This window comes from Gellertiella sp. DMC107, from assembly GCF_056313605.1.
This window is the reverse complement of sequence record NZ_JBQUZZ010000004.1, coordinates 457,001-474,984: the sequence shown is the minus strand read 5'-3', so window position 1 is coordinate 474,984 and position 17,984 is coordinate 457,001. Positions and strand designations below refer to the sequence as shown.

General features: G+C 58.6%; 19 protein-coding genes. 4 read left to right on the top strand and 15 right to left on the bottom strand.

Annotated features, from left to right (window positions below; translation table 11 throughout):
* Nucleotides 1–9 precede the first annotated feature (9 nt).
* Nucleotides 10–330, top strand: coding sequence for a thioredoxin (gene trxA, locus ACT54B_RS16025; RefSeq protein WP_476046163.1), 321 nt, complete (start codon nucleotides 10–12; stop codon nucleotides 328–330).
* 50 nt (nucleotides 331–380) lie between these two features.
* Here trxA and ACT54B_RS16020 read toward each other — a convergent pair whose 3' ends face one another.
* The 10 genes from ACT54B_RS16020 to ACT54B_RS15975 all read right to left on the bottom strand — a co-directional run bounded on the left by ACT54B_RS16020 (nucleotide 381) and on the right by ACT54B_RS15975 (nucleotide 10,695).
* The gene (locus tag ACT54B_RS16020) at nucleotides 381–1,724 is read right to left on the bottom strand and encodes a bifunctional folylpolyglutamate synthase/dihydrofolate synthase (RefSeq protein WP_476046162.1); all 1,344 of its coding nucleotides are present in this window, start codon (nucleotides 1,722–1,724) and stop codon (nucleotides 381–383) included.
* Nucleotides 1,725–1,837: 113 nt separating this feature from the next.
* Nucleotides 1,838–2,734: an acetyl-CoA carboxylase, carboxyltransferase subunit beta gene (gene accD, locus ACT54B_RS16015; protein ID WP_476046161.1), complete on the bottom strand. Its 897-nt coding sequence runs from the start codon at nucleotides 2,732–2,734 to the stop codon at nucleotides 1,838–1,840.
* A gap of 54 nt (nucleotides 2,735–2,788) precedes the next feature.
* Nucleotides 2,789–3,628, bottom strand: coding sequence for a tryptophan synthase subunit alpha (trpA, locus tag ACT54B_RS16010; protein ID WP_476046160.1), 840 nt, complete (start codon nucleotides 3,626–3,628; stop codon nucleotides 2,789–2,791).
* Nucleotides 3,629–3,632: 4 nt separating this feature from the next.
* Nucleotides 3,633–4,853, bottom strand: a complete 1,221-nt coding sequence (gene trpB, locus ACT54B_RS16005) for a tryptophan synthase subunit beta (RefSeq protein WP_476046159.1) — start codon at nucleotides 4,851–4,853, stop codon at nucleotides 3,633–3,635.
* Between the two features lie 36 nt (nucleotides 4,854–4,889).
* Nucleotides 4,890–5,543 carry a phosphoribosylanthranilate isomerase gene (locus tag ACT54B_RS16000; protein ID WP_476046158.1) on the bottom strand — a complete coding sequence of 218 codons (654 nt, stop codon included), beginning with the start codon at nucleotides 5,541–5,543 and terminating at the stop codon, nucleotides 4,890–4,892.
* A 55-nt stretch (nucleotides 5,544–5,598) separates the two neighbouring features.
* Nucleotides 5,599–6,369: a M48 family metallopeptidase gene (locus ACT54B_RS15995; RefSeq protein ID WP_476046157.1), complete on the bottom strand. Its 771-nt coding sequence runs from the start codon at nucleotides 6,367–6,369 to the stop codon at nucleotides 5,599–5,601.
* A 51-nt stretch (nucleotides 6,370–6,420) separates the two neighbouring features.
* Nucleotides 6,421–6,807, bottom strand: coding sequence for a hypothetical protein (locus ACT54B_RS15990; RefSeq protein ID WP_476046156.1), 387 nt, complete (start codon nucleotides 6,805–6,807; stop codon nucleotides 6,421–6,423).
* A 126-nt stretch (nucleotides 6,808–6,933) separates the two neighbouring features.
* Nucleotides 6,934–7,374 carry a DUF2852 domain-containing protein gene (locus ACT54B_RS15985; protein WP_476046155.1) on the bottom strand — a complete coding sequence of 147 codons (441 nt, stop codon included), beginning with the start codon at nucleotides 7,372–7,374 and terminating at the stop codon, nucleotides 6,934–6,936.
* Between the two features lie 135 nt (nucleotides 7,375–7,509).
* On the bottom strand, nucleotides 7,510–8,787 hold the full coding sequence (locus tag ACT54B_RS15980) for a polyhydroxyalkanoate depolymerase (RefSeq protein ID WP_476046257.1): 1,278 nt from the start codon (nucleotides 8,785–8,787) through the stop codon (nucleotides 7,510–7,512).
* Nucleotides 8,788–9,282: 495 nt separating this feature from the next.
* Nucleotides 9,283–10,695 (bottom strand): pyridoxal phosphate-dependent decarboxylase family protein, encoded by a 1,413-nt coding sequence (locus ACT54B_RS15975; RefSeq protein ID WP_476046256.1) that lies wholly within the window; start codon nucleotides 10,693–10,695, stop codon nucleotides 9,283–9,285.
* Nucleotides 10,696–10,868: 173 nt separating this feature from the next.
* On the opposite strand from ACT54B_RS15975, the gene ACT54B_RS15970 reads away from it, so the two are divergent.
* The gene (locus tag ACT54B_RS15970) at nucleotides 10,869–11,459 is read left to right on the top strand and encodes a nitroreductase family protein (RefSeq protein ID WP_476046154.1); all 591 of its coding nucleotides are present in this window, start codon (nucleotides 10,869–10,871) and stop codon (nucleotides 11,457–11,459) included.
* A gap of 28 nt (nucleotides 11,460–11,487) precedes the next feature.
* Here the strand turns inward: ACT54B_RS15970 and gyrB are convergent, their stop codons facing one another.
* The 5 genes from gyrB to ACT54B_RS15945 form a co-directional block, all read right to left on the bottom strand.
* Nucleotides 11,488–13,920, bottom strand: coding sequence for a DNA topoisomerase (ATP-hydrolyzing) subunit B (gene gyrB, locus ACT54B_RS15965; protein WP_476046153.1), 2,433 nt, complete (start codon nucleotides 13,918–13,920; stop codon nucleotides 11,488–11,490).
* A 146-nt stretch (nucleotides 13,921–14,066) separates the two neighbouring features.
* The gene (locus ACT54B_RS15960) at nucleotides 14,067–14,426 is read right to left on the bottom strand and encodes a helix-turn-helix domain-containing protein (RefSeq protein ID WP_476046152.1); all 360 of its coding nucleotides are present in this window, start codon (nucleotides 14,424–14,426) and stop codon (nucleotides 14,067–14,069) included.
* Nucleotides 14,423–14,977, bottom strand: coding sequence for a Smr/MutS family protein (locus tag ACT54B_RS15955; RefSeq protein WP_476046151.1), 555 nt, complete (start codon nucleotides 14,975–14,977; stop codon nucleotides 14,423–14,425). The genes ACT54B_RS15960 and ACT54B_RS15955 overlap by 4 nt, the downstream gene beginning before the upstream one ends.
* On the bottom strand, nucleotides 14,977–16,089 hold the full coding sequence (gene mltA / locus ACT54B_RS15950) for a murein transglycosylase A (RefSeq protein WP_476046150.1): 1,113 nt from the start codon (nucleotides 16,087–16,089) through the stop codon (nucleotides 14,977–14,979). Before mltA ends, ACT54B_RS15955 begins: the two co-directional genes overlap by 1 nt.
* A 4-nt stretch (nucleotides 16,090–16,093) precedes the next feature.
* A complete protein-coding gene (locus ACT54B_RS15945; protein ID WP_476046149.1) occupies nucleotides 16,094–16,792 on the bottom strand; it encodes a Tim44/TimA family putative adaptor protein in 699 nt (232 codons plus the stop codon).
* Between the two features lie 138 nt (nucleotides 16,793–16,930).
* On the opposite strand from ACT54B_RS15945, the gene ACT54B_RS15940 reads away from it, so the two are divergent.
* Nucleotides 16,931–17,425 carry an FxsA family protein gene (locus ACT54B_RS15940; RefSeq protein ID WP_476046148.1) on the top strand — a complete coding sequence of 165 codons (495 nt, stop codon included), beginning with the start codon at nucleotides 16,931–16,933 and terminating at the stop codon, nucleotides 17,423–17,425.
* 86 nt (nucleotides 17,426–17,511) lie between these two features.
* On the top strand, nucleotides 17,512–17,979 hold the full coding sequence (gene secB / locus ACT54B_RS15935; protein WP_476046147.1) for a protein-export chaperone SecB: 468 nt from the start codon (nucleotides 17,512–17,514) through the stop codon (nucleotides 17,977–17,979).
* Nucleotides 17,980–17,984 lie beyond the last annotated feature (5 nt).

The window sequence follows — 17,984 nt, the reverse complement described above, 5'->3', positions numbered from 1 at the left end:
AGTGCTTTCATGGCAACCGTCAAAGTCGATAATGCCAACTTCCAGTCCGAAGTCCTGAATTCCGCCGAGCCGGTGGTCGTGGATTTCTGGGCCGAATGGTGCGGTCCCTGCAAGATGATCGGTCCGAGCCTGGAAGAACTCTCCAACGAATTTGCCGGCAAGGTGAAGATCGCCAAGATCAATGTGGACGAAAACCCGGAGCTGGCCGCGCGTTTCGGTGTACGCTCCATTCCCATGCTCGCCATGTTCAAGGGTGGCGAAGTGGCGGACGTGAAGGTGGGCGCTTCCCCGAAAAATGCACTTAGCGCCTGGATTTCCAGCGCAGCCTGACTTAACCGTTCGATGACACAGAAAACCCGGCTCCAGGCCGGGTTTTTTCGTTAGTGGGGAGGCGTGCCGTTATCGGCGAGAACATCGCCCGCCAGATAAAGCGATCCCCCGATGAGAATACGCGGCGCGGGTTCATCGGCCTTCATGTCCCTGGCAATGGCGTCAAGTGCTTCGCGAACATGAGAAACGGCAGCGGCCTGCAATCCGGCTTCTCCCGCCGAAAGCGCGAGCGCCAGAGGGTCGATAGCGGCATCGGAATTACGGATTGGCACGGTGAAAACCTTGCGGGCAATATCCCTGAATGCTTCGAAGTAACCGACAGGCTCTTTGGTGTTGATCATGCCGATAATGAGATAGAGAGGACGCGGCTGTCGCTCTTCGAAATTGGCCATGGCTTCGGCAATGACCTCGCCAGCGCCGGGATTGTGTCCGCCATCGAGCCAGATTTCGGCCCCTTTGGGGGCCTGTTTGACCAGGGCTCCCTCCTGCAGACGCTGCAGGCGGCCCGCCCATTCCACGGATAGCATGGCTTTGTCCATCATGGCTTCCGTTACGTCGAATCCGGCGGCGCGAACCGCCCGGATGGCAGCGGCCGCATTCCCATATTGATGGCGGCCGGGAAGGCGAGGCAAAGGAATGTCCGAAAGGCCGTCCTCATCCTGGTAGATGAGCCGTCCCATCTCCTCGTGAGCGGTGAAATCCTGTCCATAAACAAAGTGGGGGCAATCAAGACGCTCAGCCGTGGAAACAAGAACGTCCCTTGCGGCTTCATATTCCTGATGGCCGATCACCACGGGAACGCCGCGTTTCATAATCCCCGCCTTTTCGGCCGCAATCAGTTCCACCCGGTCTCCGAGATAGGCCTGATGATCGAGCGAAATCGGCATGATGACCGAAACAGCCGGCTTGGGGATGACATTGGTCGCATCAAAGCGCCCGCCAAGCCCAACCTCGATAATGGCGACATCGGCAGGCTGTTCCGAAAAAAGAACAAAGGTCACGGCGGTCAAGATTTCGAAGACGGTTATCTTTTCGCCGGCATTGGCTTCCGCCACCCGACGAAGCGCATCGGCGAACAGCGCATCTTCCACCAAACGTCCCGGCCCGCCCTTCACGCCGATCCGATATCGCTCGTGCCAGTTCACCAGATGGGGGGAGATGTGGACATGAACGGAAAGACCGGCTGCTTCAAGAAGTGCGCGGCTGAAGGCGACGACCGAGCCCTTTCCGTTCGTCCCGGCGACGTGGATGACGGGTGGAAGCCTGAGGTGCGGATTGCCCAGCCTGGCGAGAAGGCGGGTGATGCGATCGAGCGACAGGTCGAAGCCCTTCGGATGCAGCTCCATGAGCTGTTCGATAATCCTTGCGGCCTCGCTAGTGGTCGGAGCGGTCATGGCAGGTCCCATCAGACAGACAGCGGCCGAAGCCGCTACAGGGTAGGTTCAAACAGAAAAGGGCCGGAACGACAGGCAAGAGCCCCACCGTTCCGGCCCCATTTAACATGGCATTACACGGCAGCCGCTGTTGGCTGGACGGCATTGGCTGTCTGGTTTGCCGGTTTTTTCATCAATATTTTCAGCGTGCGGGCCAAAGTTGACGGAATATCGTGGCGCTTCACGACCATGTCCACCATACCGTGCTCCAGGAGGTATTCCGACGTCTGGAAACCCTCGGGCAGTTTTTCGCGGATGGTCTGTTCGATCACCCGTTTGCCGGCAAAGCAGATTTCCGCCCCCGGTTCGGCAAGATGAAGATCGCCCAGCATGGCGTAGGAAGCGGTTACTCCGCCGGTCGTCGGATTGGTCAATACCACGATATAGGGCAGTCCTGCTTCCTTTAGCATATTGACCGCAACCGTCGTGCGCGGCAGCTGCATGAGCGAAAGGATCCCTTCCTGCATGCGCGCACCTCCCGATGCCGGGAACATGACGAGCGGGCATTTTTCCGCAATCGCTCGCTCGAAGGCCTTTACGATGGCTTCGCCAGCCGCAATTCCGAGCGAGCCGCCCATGAAGTTGAATTCATGAACGACCGCGACAAGCTTGAGGCCCTCGACCCGGCCAACGCCGGCAACGATCGTATCCTCCTGGTCAGTCTTGATGCGGCTGTCCTTCAGGCGATCGGTATACTTCTTGGAATCCCGAAATTTCAGGGGGTCCTGCGCGACCTTCGGCTGTGCAAGCGGCTCGAAGATACCGCCGTCGAAGAGGTCCTTCAGACGCGCCTTGGCCGGCATCTTCATATGATAGCCGGAGGCCGGTATGACCCACTTGTTTTCTTCCAGGTCTTTATGAAAGACCATCTCGCCCGTTTCCGGGCACTTGATCCAGAGATTTTCCGGCACATCGCGGCGGCCGAGCATAGAATTGATGCGCGGGCGGACGTAGTTGGTAATCCAGTTCAAGGTTCAACTCCTTTTTTTCGGATACGGCAGCCGTATCCGGAATGGGTTCACGCCTTATTCGGCTGCGATCGGCCGCGAGGCACGGACGCCATCGGCCAATTCGCGGACGAGGCTGGTAACGGCATCGACCGTGCCGGATGTCGCCTTTCCCTCCGGCGAGAGGCTGCCAGCCACCCGGTTGACGATGGCCGTTCCGACCACGACACCATCGGCAGAGGCACCGATCAGTCGGGCATGTTCGGCCGTCTTTACCCCGAAGCCGACACAAACGGGCAAATCCGTATGCCCCTTGATGCGCTTTACAGCGCCACCGACCAAGGAGGGATCCGGCAGTGCAGAGCCGGTAATGCCGTTCATCGAGATGTAATAGACGAAACCCGAGGTATTTTTAAGAACGGTCGGAATGCGGCGATCATCGGTTGTGGGCGTGGCAAGCCGGATGAAATTCAGGCCAGCCTTGACTGCGGGCAGACAAAGCTCGTCATCCATTTCCGGCGGCAGATCGACAACGATGAGCCCGTCGACACCGGCTGCCAGCGCATCGGCAACGAAGCGATCGACCCCATAGATGTAGATCGGATTATAATAGCCCATCATGACGAGCGGCGTATCCTTGTCCGCTTCGCGGAAAGCGCGGACCAGATCGAGCGTGCGCGGCAGCGTCTGGCCGGCTTTCAGCGCGCGCAGGCCAGCGGCCTGGATCGAAGGGCCATCTGCCATAGGATCGGAGAATGGCATGCCCAGTTCGATCACGTCGGAGCCGGCGCCCGGGAGCGCCTTCATGATTTCGAGCGAAGTTTCGTAATCGGGATCGCCGCCCATGAAATAGGTCACGAGCGCAGGGCGCCCCTCCTGCTTCAGTGCCGCAAAGCGTTTGTCCATACGTGCGGTCATGTTCTTACAGCCCCATTCCGAGAATCTTGCCAACGGTGAAGATGTCCTTGTCGCCACGGCCACAGAGATTCATCACAATGATCTGGTCCTTGCCCATTTTCGGCGCGCGCTTGATCACTTCAGCCAGTGCATGCGAGGGCTCCAAAGCGGGAATAATGCCTTCAAGCTTCGTCAAGAGCTGGAAGGCCTCCAGGGCCTCGTCATCCATGATCGGTACATATTCGGCGCGGCCGATCTGGTGGAGCCAGCTGTGTTCCGGGCCGATGCCGGGGTAATCGAGGCCAGCAGAAATCGAATGGCCTTCCTTGATCTGACCATCCGGAGTCTGGAGCAGATAAGTGCGGTTGCCATGAAGAACGCCGGGCGTGCCCGCGGTCAGAGAAGCGCAATGCTCCTCGCCTTGCAGACCCTTGCCGCCTGCCTCGACACCGACGATGTGCACAGATTCGTCATCAAGGAAGGGATGGAAGAGGCCGATGGCGTTGGAGCCGCCGCCGACCGCGGCCACCACCATATCCGGCAGTCGACCTTCGACGGCCATGATCTGCTCGCGGGTTTCCTTGCCGATGACCGATTGAAACTCGCGAACCAGTTCCGGATAGGGATGCGGACCGGCCGCCGTTCCGATGATGTAATAGGTGTCCTCGACATTGGTCACCCAGTCGCGAAGCGCTTCGTTCATGGCATCCTTCAGCGTGCCATGACCGGAGGTGACGGGGCGCACTTCAGCGCCGAGCAGCTTCATGCGGAATACGTTGGGAGCCTGACGCTCTACATCCGTTGCGCCCATATAGACCACGCAGGGCAGGCCAAAGCGCGCAGCCACCGTGGCGGAGGCCACACCATGCTGGCCAGCGCCCGTTTCGGCGATGATACGGGTCTTGCCCATGCGGCGCGCCAGCAGGATCTGCCCGAGGCAATTGTTGATCTTGTGGCTGCCCGTATGGTTCAGCTCATCGCGCTTGAAATAGATCTTGGCACCGCCGAGATGGGCAGTCAGGCGCTCGGCAAAGTAAAGCGGACTTGGACGGCCGGTATAATGCGTATTCAGATGCTGTAATTCGGCCTGGAATTCCGGGTCGGTCTTCGCCTTGTTCCACTCGCGTTCCAGATCCAGGATCAACGGCATCAGCGTCTCGGCGACGAAACGACCGCCGAAAATGCCGAAGCGGCCGTTTTCGTCCGGTCCGGTTCTGAGGGAATTGGGCTTCACAGACTGGTTCACGCTCTTCACTCCTTGGGCTTCATCCCAGAAAATTTCCTAGACCCGGCGACCGGCGTCCCTGACGGCATCGAAAAATGCATCGATGAGACCGAGATCCTTGACCCCTGGCGCGCTCTCGACACCCGAGGAAACGTCGATGCCGGGTGCGCGCGTCACCGCCATCGCCTCGGCGATATTGTCTTTATTCAGGCCTCCGGAAAGCATGTAATTCACGCTCCCGTCAAGCGATTGCATCAACCGCCAGTCAAAGGACACCCCGTTGCCACCAGGCAGATCCGATCCCTTCGGCGGCTTGGCGTCGAACAGGAACCGGTCGACGATGCCGATATAGGGCTCAATTTTCTCCAGATCAGGGGCTTCCCGAATGGCGAAAGCTTTCATCACGGGCAGGCCGTAGATTGCCTTGACAGTCAGAACCCGATCCGGGCTTTCGCTGCCGTGAAGTTGCAACAGGTCAGGCTTCAGAAGGTCGACGATCTCGTCGAGGTCGTCATTGTCTGCATCCACGGTCACCGCGACGATCTTTGCATGCCCACGCACGGCATCCGCCAGCCGGCCCGCAAGGTCAGGCTCGATGTGGCGGGGACTTTTGGGGAAGAAGATGAAGCCGATATGGGTGGCACCCCGGTCCACGGCCCGTTTCACCGCTTCGGGGGTCTTCAATCCGCAAATCTTGATATCCGGTTTCATGGTTTCGGACGTCGCATGAATCAGGAAAAGAGTCGAGCCAAAAACGATGGACACATCAGCCGAAATCGATAGCGTGGAGAGCGCCGCCATGGCGCTTGAGCCAAGCCTTCGACTCCTCCATGTGGGGACAAAGCTGCTTGCACAGCGCCCAGAATTTCGGCCCGTGGTTCATTTCCGTCAGATGCGCGACCTCATGGGCCGCCAGATAGTCGATGACCTCCGGCGGCGCCATCGCAATGCGCCAGGAGAAGTTCAGATTTCCCGCCGTCGAACAGGACCCCCAGCGGCTCCGGGTATCCTTCAACGTGATCTCCTTGTAACGCTTTCCGGAGAGCGCGGCGTGGTGGGCGACAAGGCGGTCAAGATCGCTACGCGCGAGCTTTTTCAGATAATCCGCCAGTCTGCGTCCGACATGATCTTCCATCCCGCTCACGCGGATCACCGGCTCGCCCCCTTCTTCTCCTGTTTCGGTCAGACCGCGGAGCTTGCCTGTATGCAGGATCCGATGGGGAACGCCCCGCACCAATAGGGTGCTACCGGGCACAGGTCTCGTGTCGTCGGGGTAATCGAACAGCTTTGTCTCGAGCCAGGCCTGATGACGCCGCAGAAAGGCCGAAAGGTCTCTCTCTGGCAAGCCATAGGGGACGGTAACCTTCAATGCCCGGCCACCCGGCTCGATGCGAAGCGTAATCCGTGTGGCTTGTTCCATATGCCGGACGGTCAGAGGAATAGGCCTTCCGTGTACGGGTAATGTCCGGAATTCCTTGCGAACGGGCTTTGGCGCACGCCGCCGGACAGGCTGTTTCTTCACAAGTCGAGCAAACATAGCGCCTTCGTTACCCGATTCTCCTGCTCCAGGCTTTCATAATTTCCCCGTTCATTCAGGGGGATGGGCCTTTGCGCAATCCAGGGGTTCGTATCGATCCTCACCGATCAGGATTGCTCCGTCCTTGGCGATTTCGAACGTTTTCTTGTCTTTCTGAAGATCATCCTCGATCTTGGTTTCCACGCTGACCTTGAGCTGGCTTCCCTTGCGCTTGCCCGTTATGGCGCTTTGCCAGCTCGTATAATAACCCTGCTCGTCATCCTGGACCGTGCCTGTTTCCGTTCCCTTGACCGGACCATTACCCTTCGGAAGGTCGAGGGAGAGAAAGGCTTCCGTGGTTTTGGTCCGGAAAACATAGCATGTCTCCGCAGCTTGCGCGCCAGTAGGCAGAACGGTTGAAATCAGAGCAGCCAATGCTCCTGCAAGAATGAATTTCACGATCCCCTCCCCGTGTTCCCATCGCAAAACGGACTTATCACAGCTCAGGAAGCCCGCCAATGGAGCGAGGGTCGGCGGCCTAAAAAGGTCCGGCATACCCGAAGGTTTGCCGGACCGCCTCTCGGATCACAAACCGGTTGCCGGCGTGATGTCACGGGCAGCGTCGCGATTGTCCCGATCTCGCATGAAGCGGTCGAACTCCTCGCGATCCTTGGCACGGCGCAGTTCGGCGGCGTAGCGATCGAATTCCGCACGGGTCTCGTCCAGCTTGCGGCGTTCAGCCTCAAGGCGATCCAGTTCGGCCCGACGCCATTCGTCGAAAGCGACATTACCGGTTTCATGAAAACGGCTCCGGCAGGAGCCACGACCCCATTCGCCGTTCCAGCGGCGGAAGGGAGATGCATCCATCTTGCGATTCGCCTCACGCTTGAAATCCTGGAGGCGCTCTCCGAAGAGAATATAGGCCAGCATGGCCAATCCCAACGGCCAGAAGACCACAAAGCCGAGAACCATCAGTGCGATGGTGGCCGGGGTCCAATCCGGACGGATATAGGAAGACTGGTTCATTGCGCTTAACCTTCGTTACATCGGCCGGCGGAATGCCGGACCGATGGAATCGATGTGGTTAAGGTTGCAGGACGCTTCAAGAACGAGCACGGAAGTTTCGCAGAAACCGCTGGAAAGCTTGAAGGAATTCGATCCTCAGGATGCTTTTCCGCCTTTGATCACCCGACTGACCGTCGGCTTTCCAAGCTTGCCGTGTTCTTTCATGAAAGCCACGATGCGGGGGGCGATCTCCTTGCGGAAACGGGAGCCGTTGAACACCCCATAGTGGCCCACATCAGGCTGCAGATAGTGCTGGCGCATGGCATCGGGAAGCGACGAGCAGACAGTCTGGGCGGCTCGTGTCTGGCCGGGGCCGGAAATATCGTCATTCTCGCCTTCGACCGTGAGCAGAGCCACGCGGCGAATGGCTGACGGATCGACCGGAGTAGACCGGTGCATCATCTCGCCTTTGGGGAGGGCATGCCGGATGAAGACCGCATCCACCGTCTGCAAATAGAATTCGGCAGTAAGATCCATGACCGCCAGATACTCGTCATAGAAATCTCGATGCTTCTCTGCCGTTTCACCGTCGTTCTTCACAAGGTTCATGTAAAATTCCTTGTGCGCGGTCAGGTGGCGATCAAGGTTCATCGACATGAAGCCGGAAAGCTGAAGAAAGCCGGGATAGACCGGACGCATGAAGCCCGGCATCGGCCACGGTACGTTCATGATCACATTGTCGCGAAACCATTTCAGGGGCTTGTCCTGAGCGAGCTGATTTACGGCCGTCGGATTGATGCGTGTATCGATCGGACCGCCCATCAACGTCATAGACGACGGAACCAGGGGGTCATTGGCGGCTTCCATCACCGAAACCGCAGCCAGCACCGGAACGGAGGGCTGGCAGACTGCCACCACATGGGTGTCCGGGCCGAGGTGATGGAGCATTTCGATCACGTAGTCGATATAGTCATCCAGATCGAACGTTCCGTCCGACAGGGGCACCATACGGGCGTCGATCCAGTCGGTGATGTAGATTTCCGCATGAGGCAACAACGCTTCGACCGTGCCTCGCAGGAGCGTGGCGTAGTGGCCTGACATGGGAGCGACGATCAGAAGCTTGGGATCCTGCGGATGTCTTGCAGGCAGAACCCGTTCGAAATGCAGGAGATTGCAAAAGGGCTTCGACCAGACGATCTTCTCATAGACGGGAACCGGCTTGCCCTGGATCGTGGTTTCCGGAAGACCGAATTCCGGCTTGGCATAGCGACGCGTCGCTCTTTCGAAAACTTCCAGGCCGGCAGACATGGATCGGCCATAAAGGGTGTGCGTCCAGGGGTTCAGCGGATTCTTGAGGGCGAGCCGCATTACTTCAGCCGCCGCACGCACCGGCGTCAGGGCCGCGTGGTTCATTTCATAGAGTTCGTAGAACATGAATATGTGCCTTTCTGCGGCCATCAGGCTGCTCCGGTCCCGGCGCCCGCTGGCGCCCCGCATGGCGAGGCGAGGAGCGAGACTATCACGTTTTTGCTGCAGGGCAACAAACTTGAAGCCTGCAATAAAATTCCGAAGTCCGCTCTTCTGCGTCCAGGCCGCGATCATGAACGCACCGAACCTCCATTCGGGTCCATGCTTCGGGCAGCCGTCACCTCGTTACGGGCGCGGTCCAGACAGGCCCCGTCTTGATAGAAGAAGCATGACAGCGAAGTGTTAAGACCTTGTAATAGCGGCAGTCCGCCTGAGACCCACCGTGGCGACCCGTCTCGCCGACCGCCGTTTTTTCCCCGTTGACAGACTGCGTTTCCCGGACGCCGGGCAACCGGCCTTTTCACCGACGGAACAATGTTCGCCGTTGCCACGCCGCTCATCGCGCCCTCGATGGGGCTCTCCTAATTTCGTCTCAGGCGATCCGTTTTTTGCAGGGCAGCATCAATCCTGGCGGTCTGCAAATTCACACATAACCGCATAGGCAAAATCGGCATCTTCTTCCGTCATTTCGAATTGTCCGGCCTGAAAACGGATCACAAGACGACCGTCGAGCCTTGTTTGCGTGAGATAAATACGGCCGTCATTGTTGATGGCGTCCAGATAGGACTGTACCCGGGCTTCCGGATCACGCCCTTCTTCAACCCTTGGGACAAAGGTGAAGAGCGAGAGAAACGGCGGCGAGGTCGTCTCAAAACGGTGGTCCTGCTCCAGTTTCCGATAGAGCTTCTCCGCCCAATTTATGTGGTTGCGTATCATGGCTCGAAGTCCTTCAAGACCGTAATGGCGCAGGAGGAACCAGAGCTTGAGCGCCCGGAAGCGACGTCCCAGGGGCACAGACCATTCGGAATAGTTGATGAAGCCATCCTTGCCCGACGTTTTCAGGTATTCCGGTTGAATGGCCAGCGTTTTCACGAGGCTGCCGGGATCGCGGATGAACTGGACCGAGCAATCGAATTGCGCACCGAGCCACTTGTGCGGATTGAATACGATGGAATCCGCCTCCTCCACACCGGCCCAAAACTGTCGAAGCTCGGGACAGATCATCGCGGCTCCGGCCCAGGCGGCATCCACATGGACATACAAATCATGGGCGCGGGCAATCTTTACGACGCTGGCTATGTCATCCCGGGCGCCGATACTCGTGCCACCCGTGCAAGCGATCACACCCGCCGGAAGATAGCCGGATTCCCTGTCCTTTCGAATAGCGGCATCCAGTGCCGCAGGGTCCATGCTGCGCTGGGGACCGACAACGGGAATGCGGACCAGATTGGCCTCGCCAATACCCGAAACCCAGATGGCCCGGTCAATGGAGGTATGAACCTGATTGGTTGTATAGATCCGAAGACGGGGCTGGCCAGACAAACCGTCCCGATTACCGGCCCAGCTCAGTGCCTTTTCGCGCATCACCAGAACGGCATTCAGGGTAGCAGAGGATGCGGAATCCTGGATAGAGCCTGTAAATCCACGGGGTAGGCCCAGCGCGTCTCTCAGCCAGCCAATCATGCAGGTCTCGAGTTCGGTGGCGGCGGGCGAAGTTTGCCAGAGCATGCATTGCGCGGCCATGGCAGTCACCAGATACTCGGCTACCACGGAAGCCGGCGCGGCATTGGCGGGGAAGTAGGCAAAGAACCGCGGATGCTGCCAGTGGGTCATTCCTGGCAGAATAATGCTCTCGAAATCTGCAAAAATCGCATCCATCGATTCGCCCTTTTCAGGGGCTTCCGGAGCGATGCGAGCGGCGATTTCACCGGGAGCGGTCTGCGCACGGACGGGCAGGTCCCTCAGTTTTTCGCGATACTCTGCGCCCCAGCGTGCGGCTTTTTCCGACCATTCGAGAAAGCTTTTATGATCCACGCCACCCATCTCCTTCTGTGTCCTGTCTTCGCAGTCTACCCAAGTCCGGGACGGCAAGGAACTGCCCCCGTCGATCCCCATGCAATCATCCGGAGCTCCAAGCGCAGCGGTCATTTTCTTGCAATCCGGTGAGAGGCATCTATCTATCGACAGGAAAGATTTCGGAGACAAGCATGACCGACGCGAACAACCGCCATACGGACAAACCGATCAACCCGCTTTTTCTCGAGAGATGGTCTCCCAGAGCCTATAGCGGGGAGCCTCTGCCCGAGGCGGACCTGATGACGATTATCGATGCGGCGCGTTGGGCGCCCTCGGCGTCGAACAACCAGCCCTGGCGTTTTGTCTACGGGATAGCCGGTACGCCCGCCTTTGAACGGCTTCTTCACCTTCTTGTCGACGGAAACAGACGGTGGGCCGAAAAGGCTGGTGCCCTTGTCTTTGTCATTTCGGTCAACAAGACCGGTCATCCCGGCGACGACATCAGGAGACCGATACCGACCCATTCCTTCGATGCCGGCGCGGCCTGGATGGCTCTTGCGCTACAGTCGCGCATGCTTGGCTATTTTGCTCACGGCATGGCCGGGGTAAAGCTGGATGAAATCCCAGCCGCCTTGAACTTGACCGAAGACATGAAGATGGAAGCAGCCATTGCGATCGGCCGCATGGGGGATGCCGGGTCTCTACCCGACGAACTGAAGGCCCGGGAAACCCCGAGCCAGCGAAAAGCGCTTGCAGAACTTGCCTTCGAAGGCTCGTTCTGAACGAACGAGCGGCATCCGGAGATGCCAGTCAGATGTCCAGATTTGCCACGCTCAGGGCATTTTCCTGAATGAACTCGCGGCGGGGTTCCACCTCGTCGCCCATCAGGCGCGCGAACAGACCGTCGGCGTCCGTTGCGTCGGACACCTTGACCTGCAGCAGCGAGCGTACATTGGGATCCAGGGTGGTTTCCCAAAGCTGTTCGGCATTCATCTCGCCGAGACCTTTGTAACGCTGCATGGAGATGCCCTTGCGTCCGCTGGCAAAAACAGCATCGAGAAGAGCACGGGGGCCGGATATCTGGGTCCGGCCTTCCTTTCGGACCAGTTCCGGCGGTACCGCATAGATTTCCTTCAGCCGCGCGGTCATCTGGTCTATGTAGCGAGCATCCGAGGAACCAATCAGCGCCATATCCAGATAGGCGACTTCCTTCACACCACGCACCATGCGTGAGAAGCGGAGGCCGCCTTCTTCCGTGACCTCCCCTTCCCACCCACGCTCCGTTTCCTCTGCGATAAGGTCAAGGCGGGTTGCCACTTCAGCTGCGGTTTCCGCAGCTCTTTGGCGATTGCTGGTGAGTTCCGCGTTCAAAGCCCCACAAATGGCGGCCTGCTCGATGATGGACCGACTGTAACGGGAGTGCAGGCCATCGACGAGAGCCCGCAGACGCAGGGCATCATTGATGACTTCGCGAAGATCCTGTCCGGTTCGTACTTCTCCCGAGCCGAGCTTCAGGGCCGTATCTTCGAGACCTTGGCTGATCAGATATTCCTCGAAGGCCTTTTCATCCTTCAGATACTGTACCGATTTGCCACGGGTTACCTTATACAGCGGCGGCTGGGCGATATAGAGATGCCCGGCTTCGATCAATGCCGGCATCTGCCGGAAGAAGAAGGTCAGCAACAGCGTGCGAATGTGGGCGCCGTCCACGTCAGCATCCGTCATGATGATGATCTTGTGATAGCGCAGCTTTTCAATATTGAATTCGTCTTTGCCGATCGACGTGCCGAGCGCCGTAATGAGCGTGCCGATTTCCTGACTGGACAGCATCTTGTCGAAACGCGCACGCTCCACATTCAAGATCTTGCCCCGCAAGGGAAGGATTGCCTGACGCTCTCGGGAGCGTCCCTGCTTGGCCGATCCACCTGCAGAATCGCCCTCCACCAGAAAAAGCTCGGATTTTGCCGGATCGCGTTCGGAGCAATCGGCAAGCTTGCCCGGAAGAGAGGCAATGTCGAGCGCACCCTTGCGCCGGGTAAGTTCACGCGCCTTGCGGGCAGCCTCGCGGGCGGCAGCGGCTTCCACCACCTTTCCGACGAGAATCTTTGCCTCGGAAGGATGTTCCTCCAGCCAGGTGCTGAGCGCTTCGTTGACCAGGCTTTCAACTACGGGCCGCACCTCCGACGAGACCAGCTTGTCCTTGGTCTGGGACGAGAACTTCGGATCCGGAACCTTGACGGAGAGAACGGCGGTCAGGCCCTCGCGGCAGTCCTCGCCGGTCAGTGCCACCTTCTCCTTCTTCGTCAAACCTGAGCTTTCGCCATAGGAAACAATCTGGCGGGTGAGCGCTGCCCTGAACCCGGCCATATGCGTTCCACCATCCCGCTGCGGAATGTTGTTGGTAAAGCAGAGCACATTTTCATGATAGCTGTCATTCCACCACATGGACACTTCGACAGCTATTCCATCCTTCTCGCCTCGGATGGATACCGGCTTGTCCACCAGCGGCTTCTTGGCGCGATCCAGATAGGTCACAAAGGCGTCCAGACCGCCATCATAGAGCAGTTCGGTCTGACGGATGTCGGAATGGCGCTTGTCGGTCAGCACGATGCGGACGCCCGAATTCAGGAAGGCCAGTTCGCGAAGCCGGTGCTCCAGCGTACCGTAGTCGAATTCGGTACGGGTGAAGGTTTCCGTACTGGGCAGGAATGTGACCTCGGTGCCGGAATAGTTGCCGGCGGGTCCCGTCACCGCCAGGGGTGCATCGGCAACCCCGTGGGTAAAGCTCATCTCGTGCCAGTGGCCGTCGCGTGCAATCTTCAACCGGAGCATGACGGAAAGCGCGTTGACCACCGAGACGCCGACGCCATGGAGACCGCCGGATACCTTGTATGAATTCTGGTCGAATTTACCGCCGGCGTGCAATTGCGTCATGATGACTTCGGCTGCGGAAACCCCTTCCGTCGGATGAAGCCCGACCGGAATTCCGCGGCCATTGTCGGTGACCGTGCAGGATCCATCGGCATTCAGTGTGACGGTCACAATGTCGGCATGGCCCGCAAGGGCCTCGTCGATGGCATTGTCCACCACTTCATAGACCATGTGATGCAGACCGGACCCGTCATCGGTATCGCCGATATACATGCCGGGGCGCTTGCGAACTGCGTCCAGTCCTTTGAGAACCTTGATCGAGTCTGCGCCATATTCCACGGCGGCCGGGTTGTTTTCCGTTGCGTCGGTCATTCCTGGTCTTTCCAAATTGCTTGGGAAAATTGCGCCCGAATCAGCGCGAATAGTCCACTTCGAATATAGGGATTTTGGCGCCTACCCCCAAGCTTCTGCCCGGGAAATGCGGCATAAAACCGGGGATTACGGGCAGAATCTGCCCTCTATTCCCGCTCTTCGCCAAGAATGGCGTCCATCCGGGCAATGTCTTCCGGAGACAATCCGCGCAAGCGGACGGAAAGGCGGTTCGCAAAGGCGGTATAGGCAGCCGGTAACCCGGCCGTATCCAGGACAACCTTGGGATCGGAGGCCTGGGCGAGCGTGAAAAGCGCCTCGGCCTCGTCCCAGATGATGTTGAAATAGCCGGCAACTCGTTGCAGGAAATCAAAGCTCGGTGTGCCCTTGTGCCCATGTTCCAGGGCAGACAGATAGGCCGGCGACACCCCGATGGCCTGCGCCATGTCCTTTTGCGAAACCCCCTTGCGCCGCCTGAGGGTTCGCATGGCTTCGCCAAAGGGCGTCACGGCCTTTCGCTCCTTGCCCGGGCAAGACGCACATAGAGGGCGCCCTCCCCGCCATGATGATGGGCTGCTGGCTCGTGAGAGGAAATCAGGTATCGAAATTCGGGCTTGGAAAACCAGAGAGGCACCGCACGCTTGAGAGCGCCCTCGCTTCCCATGGAGCGCCCTTTCCCCGTGATGACAAGGACATGGCGCAAACCTCGTTCATGGGCGTGGATCAGGAAATCGAGCAGCAGACCGTGGGCTTCGCTCTGTATCATGCCGTGAAGATCAATTCGGGCTTCGAGAGCAAGCCGCCCTCGCGCAAGCTTGCGCTTGACCGGCTTTTCAAGGGGTTGATGCTGCCTTGCCTCGCGAGAAAGAGATTTTGCCTCTCCTCCCCCGGCAAAGGCTGCTGTCGATACCACGGTTGCGGGCACTTCCGTTTCAGCGGAAGGCTGCAGATCTTGGAAGGCCAGAAGATCTTCCATGCGACCCGGCATGGGTCGGGTCGTCTTCGCGACCTTGCCCCAGAGAATTCTCTCTTCTGTCTTGAGTTCCCGGTCGCGCGCCATCAGCCGAACCTTTCGGCTGCCTGCTTCGGAATGAAAACATGGAAAGACGCGCGGTTTCTGACCGTGCCTGCTTGCTCACCCGCTTCCGGACCCCAACCTGTGAATATGTCTCCTCGAGCCGGTCCCACAATAGCGGTTCCGGTATCCAGGGCGAGCATCAAGCGAGAGAAAGGCCTGCCGCTGTCGAGATGCGTCAGTTCCGGCGCGTGAATGAAGAAGGGGAAACCAAATGTATGGATCAGCCGATCGACTGCCAGGGAGCGTCCCGGTACGAGCGGAACCTTGGCCGCCGCGATCGGCCCCTTGCCGGGATCGGCAAGTTCGGATTCCCGGAAGAAAATATAGGATCGATTGTGCCAATAGACTTCATCGGCCTTTTCCGGGTTGGCTTGCAACCAGGCTCGAATGGCCTGCATCGATATGGCTTCGGGGGCGATTTCGCCGCGATCCAGCAAAAGCTTTCCTATCGGCGAAAAGGGATGGCCGGCCTTGGCGGCATAGGTGATCCGCCGCATCGATCCATCGGGATAGATGAGTCGCGCCGCGCCCTGGACATGGGCGAAGAATACATCGGCTTTCGATTTCGCCCAGGCTATTTCCAGTCCTCGGCCGTCCAGATAACCCTGATCGATGGCCCGGCGGTCTGCATAGGCGGCCACTGAACCATCGTCTTCCCGTTTTCCGAAGGCATAGGACCGGTCCAGTTCGGGTGGCCTGTTGCCCTCATCGAGATCCACCAGATCGCTCGGACGGCGATAGAAAGGGTAGCGGAATACTTCGTCGGGATCGGCTGCAACATCGACTTCCGGTTCATAAAATGCGGTCACGAAGCCGTCCGGCTTCTCATCCGCCAGGATGAGGAAGGGGATGAAATGCCTTTCGAAAAAGGCGCGGGCCTCCTGCGCGGAGTGGATCTCCGCGCACGCTGCGGCTTCGAGCACCAGCGCCAAATCGCTGCTCGTCAGACCGAGAGAACCGGTTCGGTAGGGCTTGACTGTCTGGACATACGCCAGACAGTCGTTCAGGGCTGGAAACAGGGCGCGGGGATCATCGGATTCCCAACCCGGCAGCTGATGGAAATCGGTCTTCTTCAGGCGGAACCGATCCGTCATGGGATTAGTGCTCGGCTTCGGTCGCGATGACAGTCCAATTCGGATCGCGCGAACGCATGTCGCGTGAAAGCGTCCAGATATCACTCACTTCGGCCACCTGCTCTTCGTCTCCATCAACGACCTGTCCATTCTTGTCGAGCGTGGCGGAAATGAACTGCCCGCCGATGGACAAGGTAATCTGAACATCGCTGCCTTTCATGTCGATCTTGAGCAGATCGAGACGCGAGATACCGACGAAATTGAACTTTACCTTTTCGCCGCGGCCTTCACGATCGACGATCGCACCCTGAAAGCTTTCAAAGACATCGGGAGACAAAAGACCGCGCAGGGTCTTCCGATCACCCTCGGCAAAGGCTGTCACGATCATCTCGTAAGCCATTCGTGCGCCCTGGAAGAAGGATTTCGGATCGAAAGCGGGATCGACCTTCATCAGCTCGCGGAGATCGCCATTCGCTTCGCTTCCTGGCTTTGTATAAAGGTCAGCCTGGCTCAGGCGGTCGTCACCATCGCTGATGTCGCGGCGTGGCAGCGTTATGACCTTGCCTGCATCCGGTGCATCCGGCCGAAGCGTTTCCCTCGGACTCATGGGTTCGAACGGTGGTTTTTCGTTCCCTGTACGGCGACCGAGCACGCTTCTGAGCTGCAGAAAAATCAGGACTGCAGCGACAAGGAAGAACAGTGTGATGAAATCGTTGGAGCCCATTTTCGCCGTTTTATCGTTGTTCTCTTTGAGTTGTCGTTCCCATATAGTCTTCCTTGGCCCATCATTCAAATGGCAAGGTCACCCAAACATGCGGCAGGGCGACCGAAGGGCGCCCAACAACAGTGCCGGAGCAAGCCCATGCGTGTTTTATCCCTTTTCCTTATCCTCATTCCGCTCTGCGAAATCATCGCTTTCGGTCTGGTCGTGGAATGGCTCGGCTTCTGGATCGCCCTGCTTCTCGTGCTCCTGACCTCGTTTTCAGGTTTGCTGATCGTGCGGCAACAGGGCTTCGGCATGGCTGCCAAGATTGCCCGTATGGCCCGCACAGGTACGCCGCCGGAAAGCGGGCTTGGAAAGGATGCGATGACGATCCTGTCTGGCCTGCTGCTGCTTCTCCCCGGGTTTCTCACCGATGCTCTGGGACTTCTGCTGCTTATACCCGCAGTCAGGCGGTGGATTGCAGGACGATCGATGGTCAAGACCCGTTTTTCAAACACGTCCGGGACCGTCTATCGCGAGTCCTATCGATATGGACCGCGCGACGAAGAAACGGTTGTCGATCTCGACGCGGAGGAGTTTCACCGCGATGGGGATCCGAGCGATCGCGCCCGGGACCGGATCGGCCCTCGATAGCCGCGCCAGGCGCGAGGGTTGTAAGCCCCGGGACGAAATGCTAATCCACCCCCACTGCTGACCTTCAGAGACAGGGAAATTCTTTCATGACCGATGAAAATTCCAAGGGCGCAAGCCCGAGCCTGACCATTCTTGCCCAATATATGAAGGACCTGTCTTTCGAGGTTCCCGGTGCGCCGCGCTCGTTGCAGTCGCGTGATCGTGCTCCCGACATCAATATCAATGTGAATGTGAACGCGAACCCGCTGTCCGATGCCGACTTCGATGTTGTCCTGTCGCTCAATGCGGAAGCGAAAGACGGCGACAAGGTACTGTTCCATTGCGAACTGGTTTACGGCGGCGTCTTCCGCATCACCGGCTTCCCGCAGGAGCACATGCTGCCCATTCTGTTCATCGAATGCCCGCGGCTGATTTTCCCCTTCGCACGCCAGATCGTCGCAGACGCGACCCGCAATGGCGGCTTCCCTCCGCTGATGATCGATCCCATCGATTTTGCGCAAATGTTTGCGCAGCGCATGGCCGAAGAACAGCAACGCGGTCAGGTCACGAACTGAGATTT

Coding starts and splice junctions, on each gene's coding strand:
- trxA (WP_476046163.1), top strand. CDS start 10: ATGGCAACCGTCAAAGTCGATAATGCCAACTTCCAGTCCGAAGTCCTG.
- ACT54B_RS15980 (WP_476046257.1), bottom strand. CDS start 8,787: ATGTTCTACGAACTCTATGAAATGAACCACGCGGCCCTGACGCCGGTG.
- ACT54B_RS15955 (WP_476046151.1), bottom strand. CDS start 14,977: ATGGCGCGCGACCGGGAACTCAAGACAGAAGAGAGAATTCTCTGGGGC.
- ACT54B_RS16000 (WP_476046158.1), bottom strand. CDS start 5,543: ATGAAACCGGATATCAAGATTTGCGGATTGAAGACCCCCGAAGCGGTG.
- ACT54B_RS16020 (WP_476046162.1), bottom strand. CDS start 1,724: ATGACCGCTCCGACCACTAGCGAGGCCGCAAGGATTATCGAACAGCTC.
- ACT54B_RS15970 (WP_476046154.1), top strand. CDS start 10,869: ATGACCGACGCGAACAACCGCCATACGGACAAACCGATCAACCCGCTT.
- ACT54B_RS15995 (WP_476046157.1), bottom strand. CDS start 6,369: ATGTTTGCTCGACTTGTGAAGAAACAGCCTGTCCGGCGGCGTGCGCCA.
- trpA (WP_476046160.1), bottom strand. CDS start 3,628: ATGACCGCACGTATGGACAAACGCTTTGCGGCACTGAAGCAGGAGGGG.
- ACT54B_RS15945 (WP_476046149.1), bottom strand. CDS start 16,792: ATGGGCTCCAACGATTTCATCACACTGTTCTTCCTTGTCGCTGCAGTC.
- ACT54B_RS15940 (WP_476046148.1), top strand. CDS start 16,931: ATGCGTGTTTTATCCCTTTTCCTTATCCTCATTCCGCTCTGCGAAATC.
- secB (WP_476046147.1), top strand. CDS start 17,512: ATGACCGATGAAAATTCCAAGGGCGCAAGCCCGAGCCTGACCATTCTT.
- gyrB (WP_476046153.1), bottom strand. CDS start 13,920: ATGACCGACGCAACGGAAAACAACCCGGCCGCCGTGGAATATGGCGCA.
- mltA (WP_476046150.1), bottom strand. CDS start 16,089: ATGACGGATCGGTTCCGCCTGAAGAAGACCGATTTCCATCAGCTGCCG.
- ACT54B_RS15985 (WP_476046155.1), bottom strand. CDS start 7,374: ATGAACCAGTCTTCCTATATCCGTCCGGATTGGACCCCGGCCACCATC.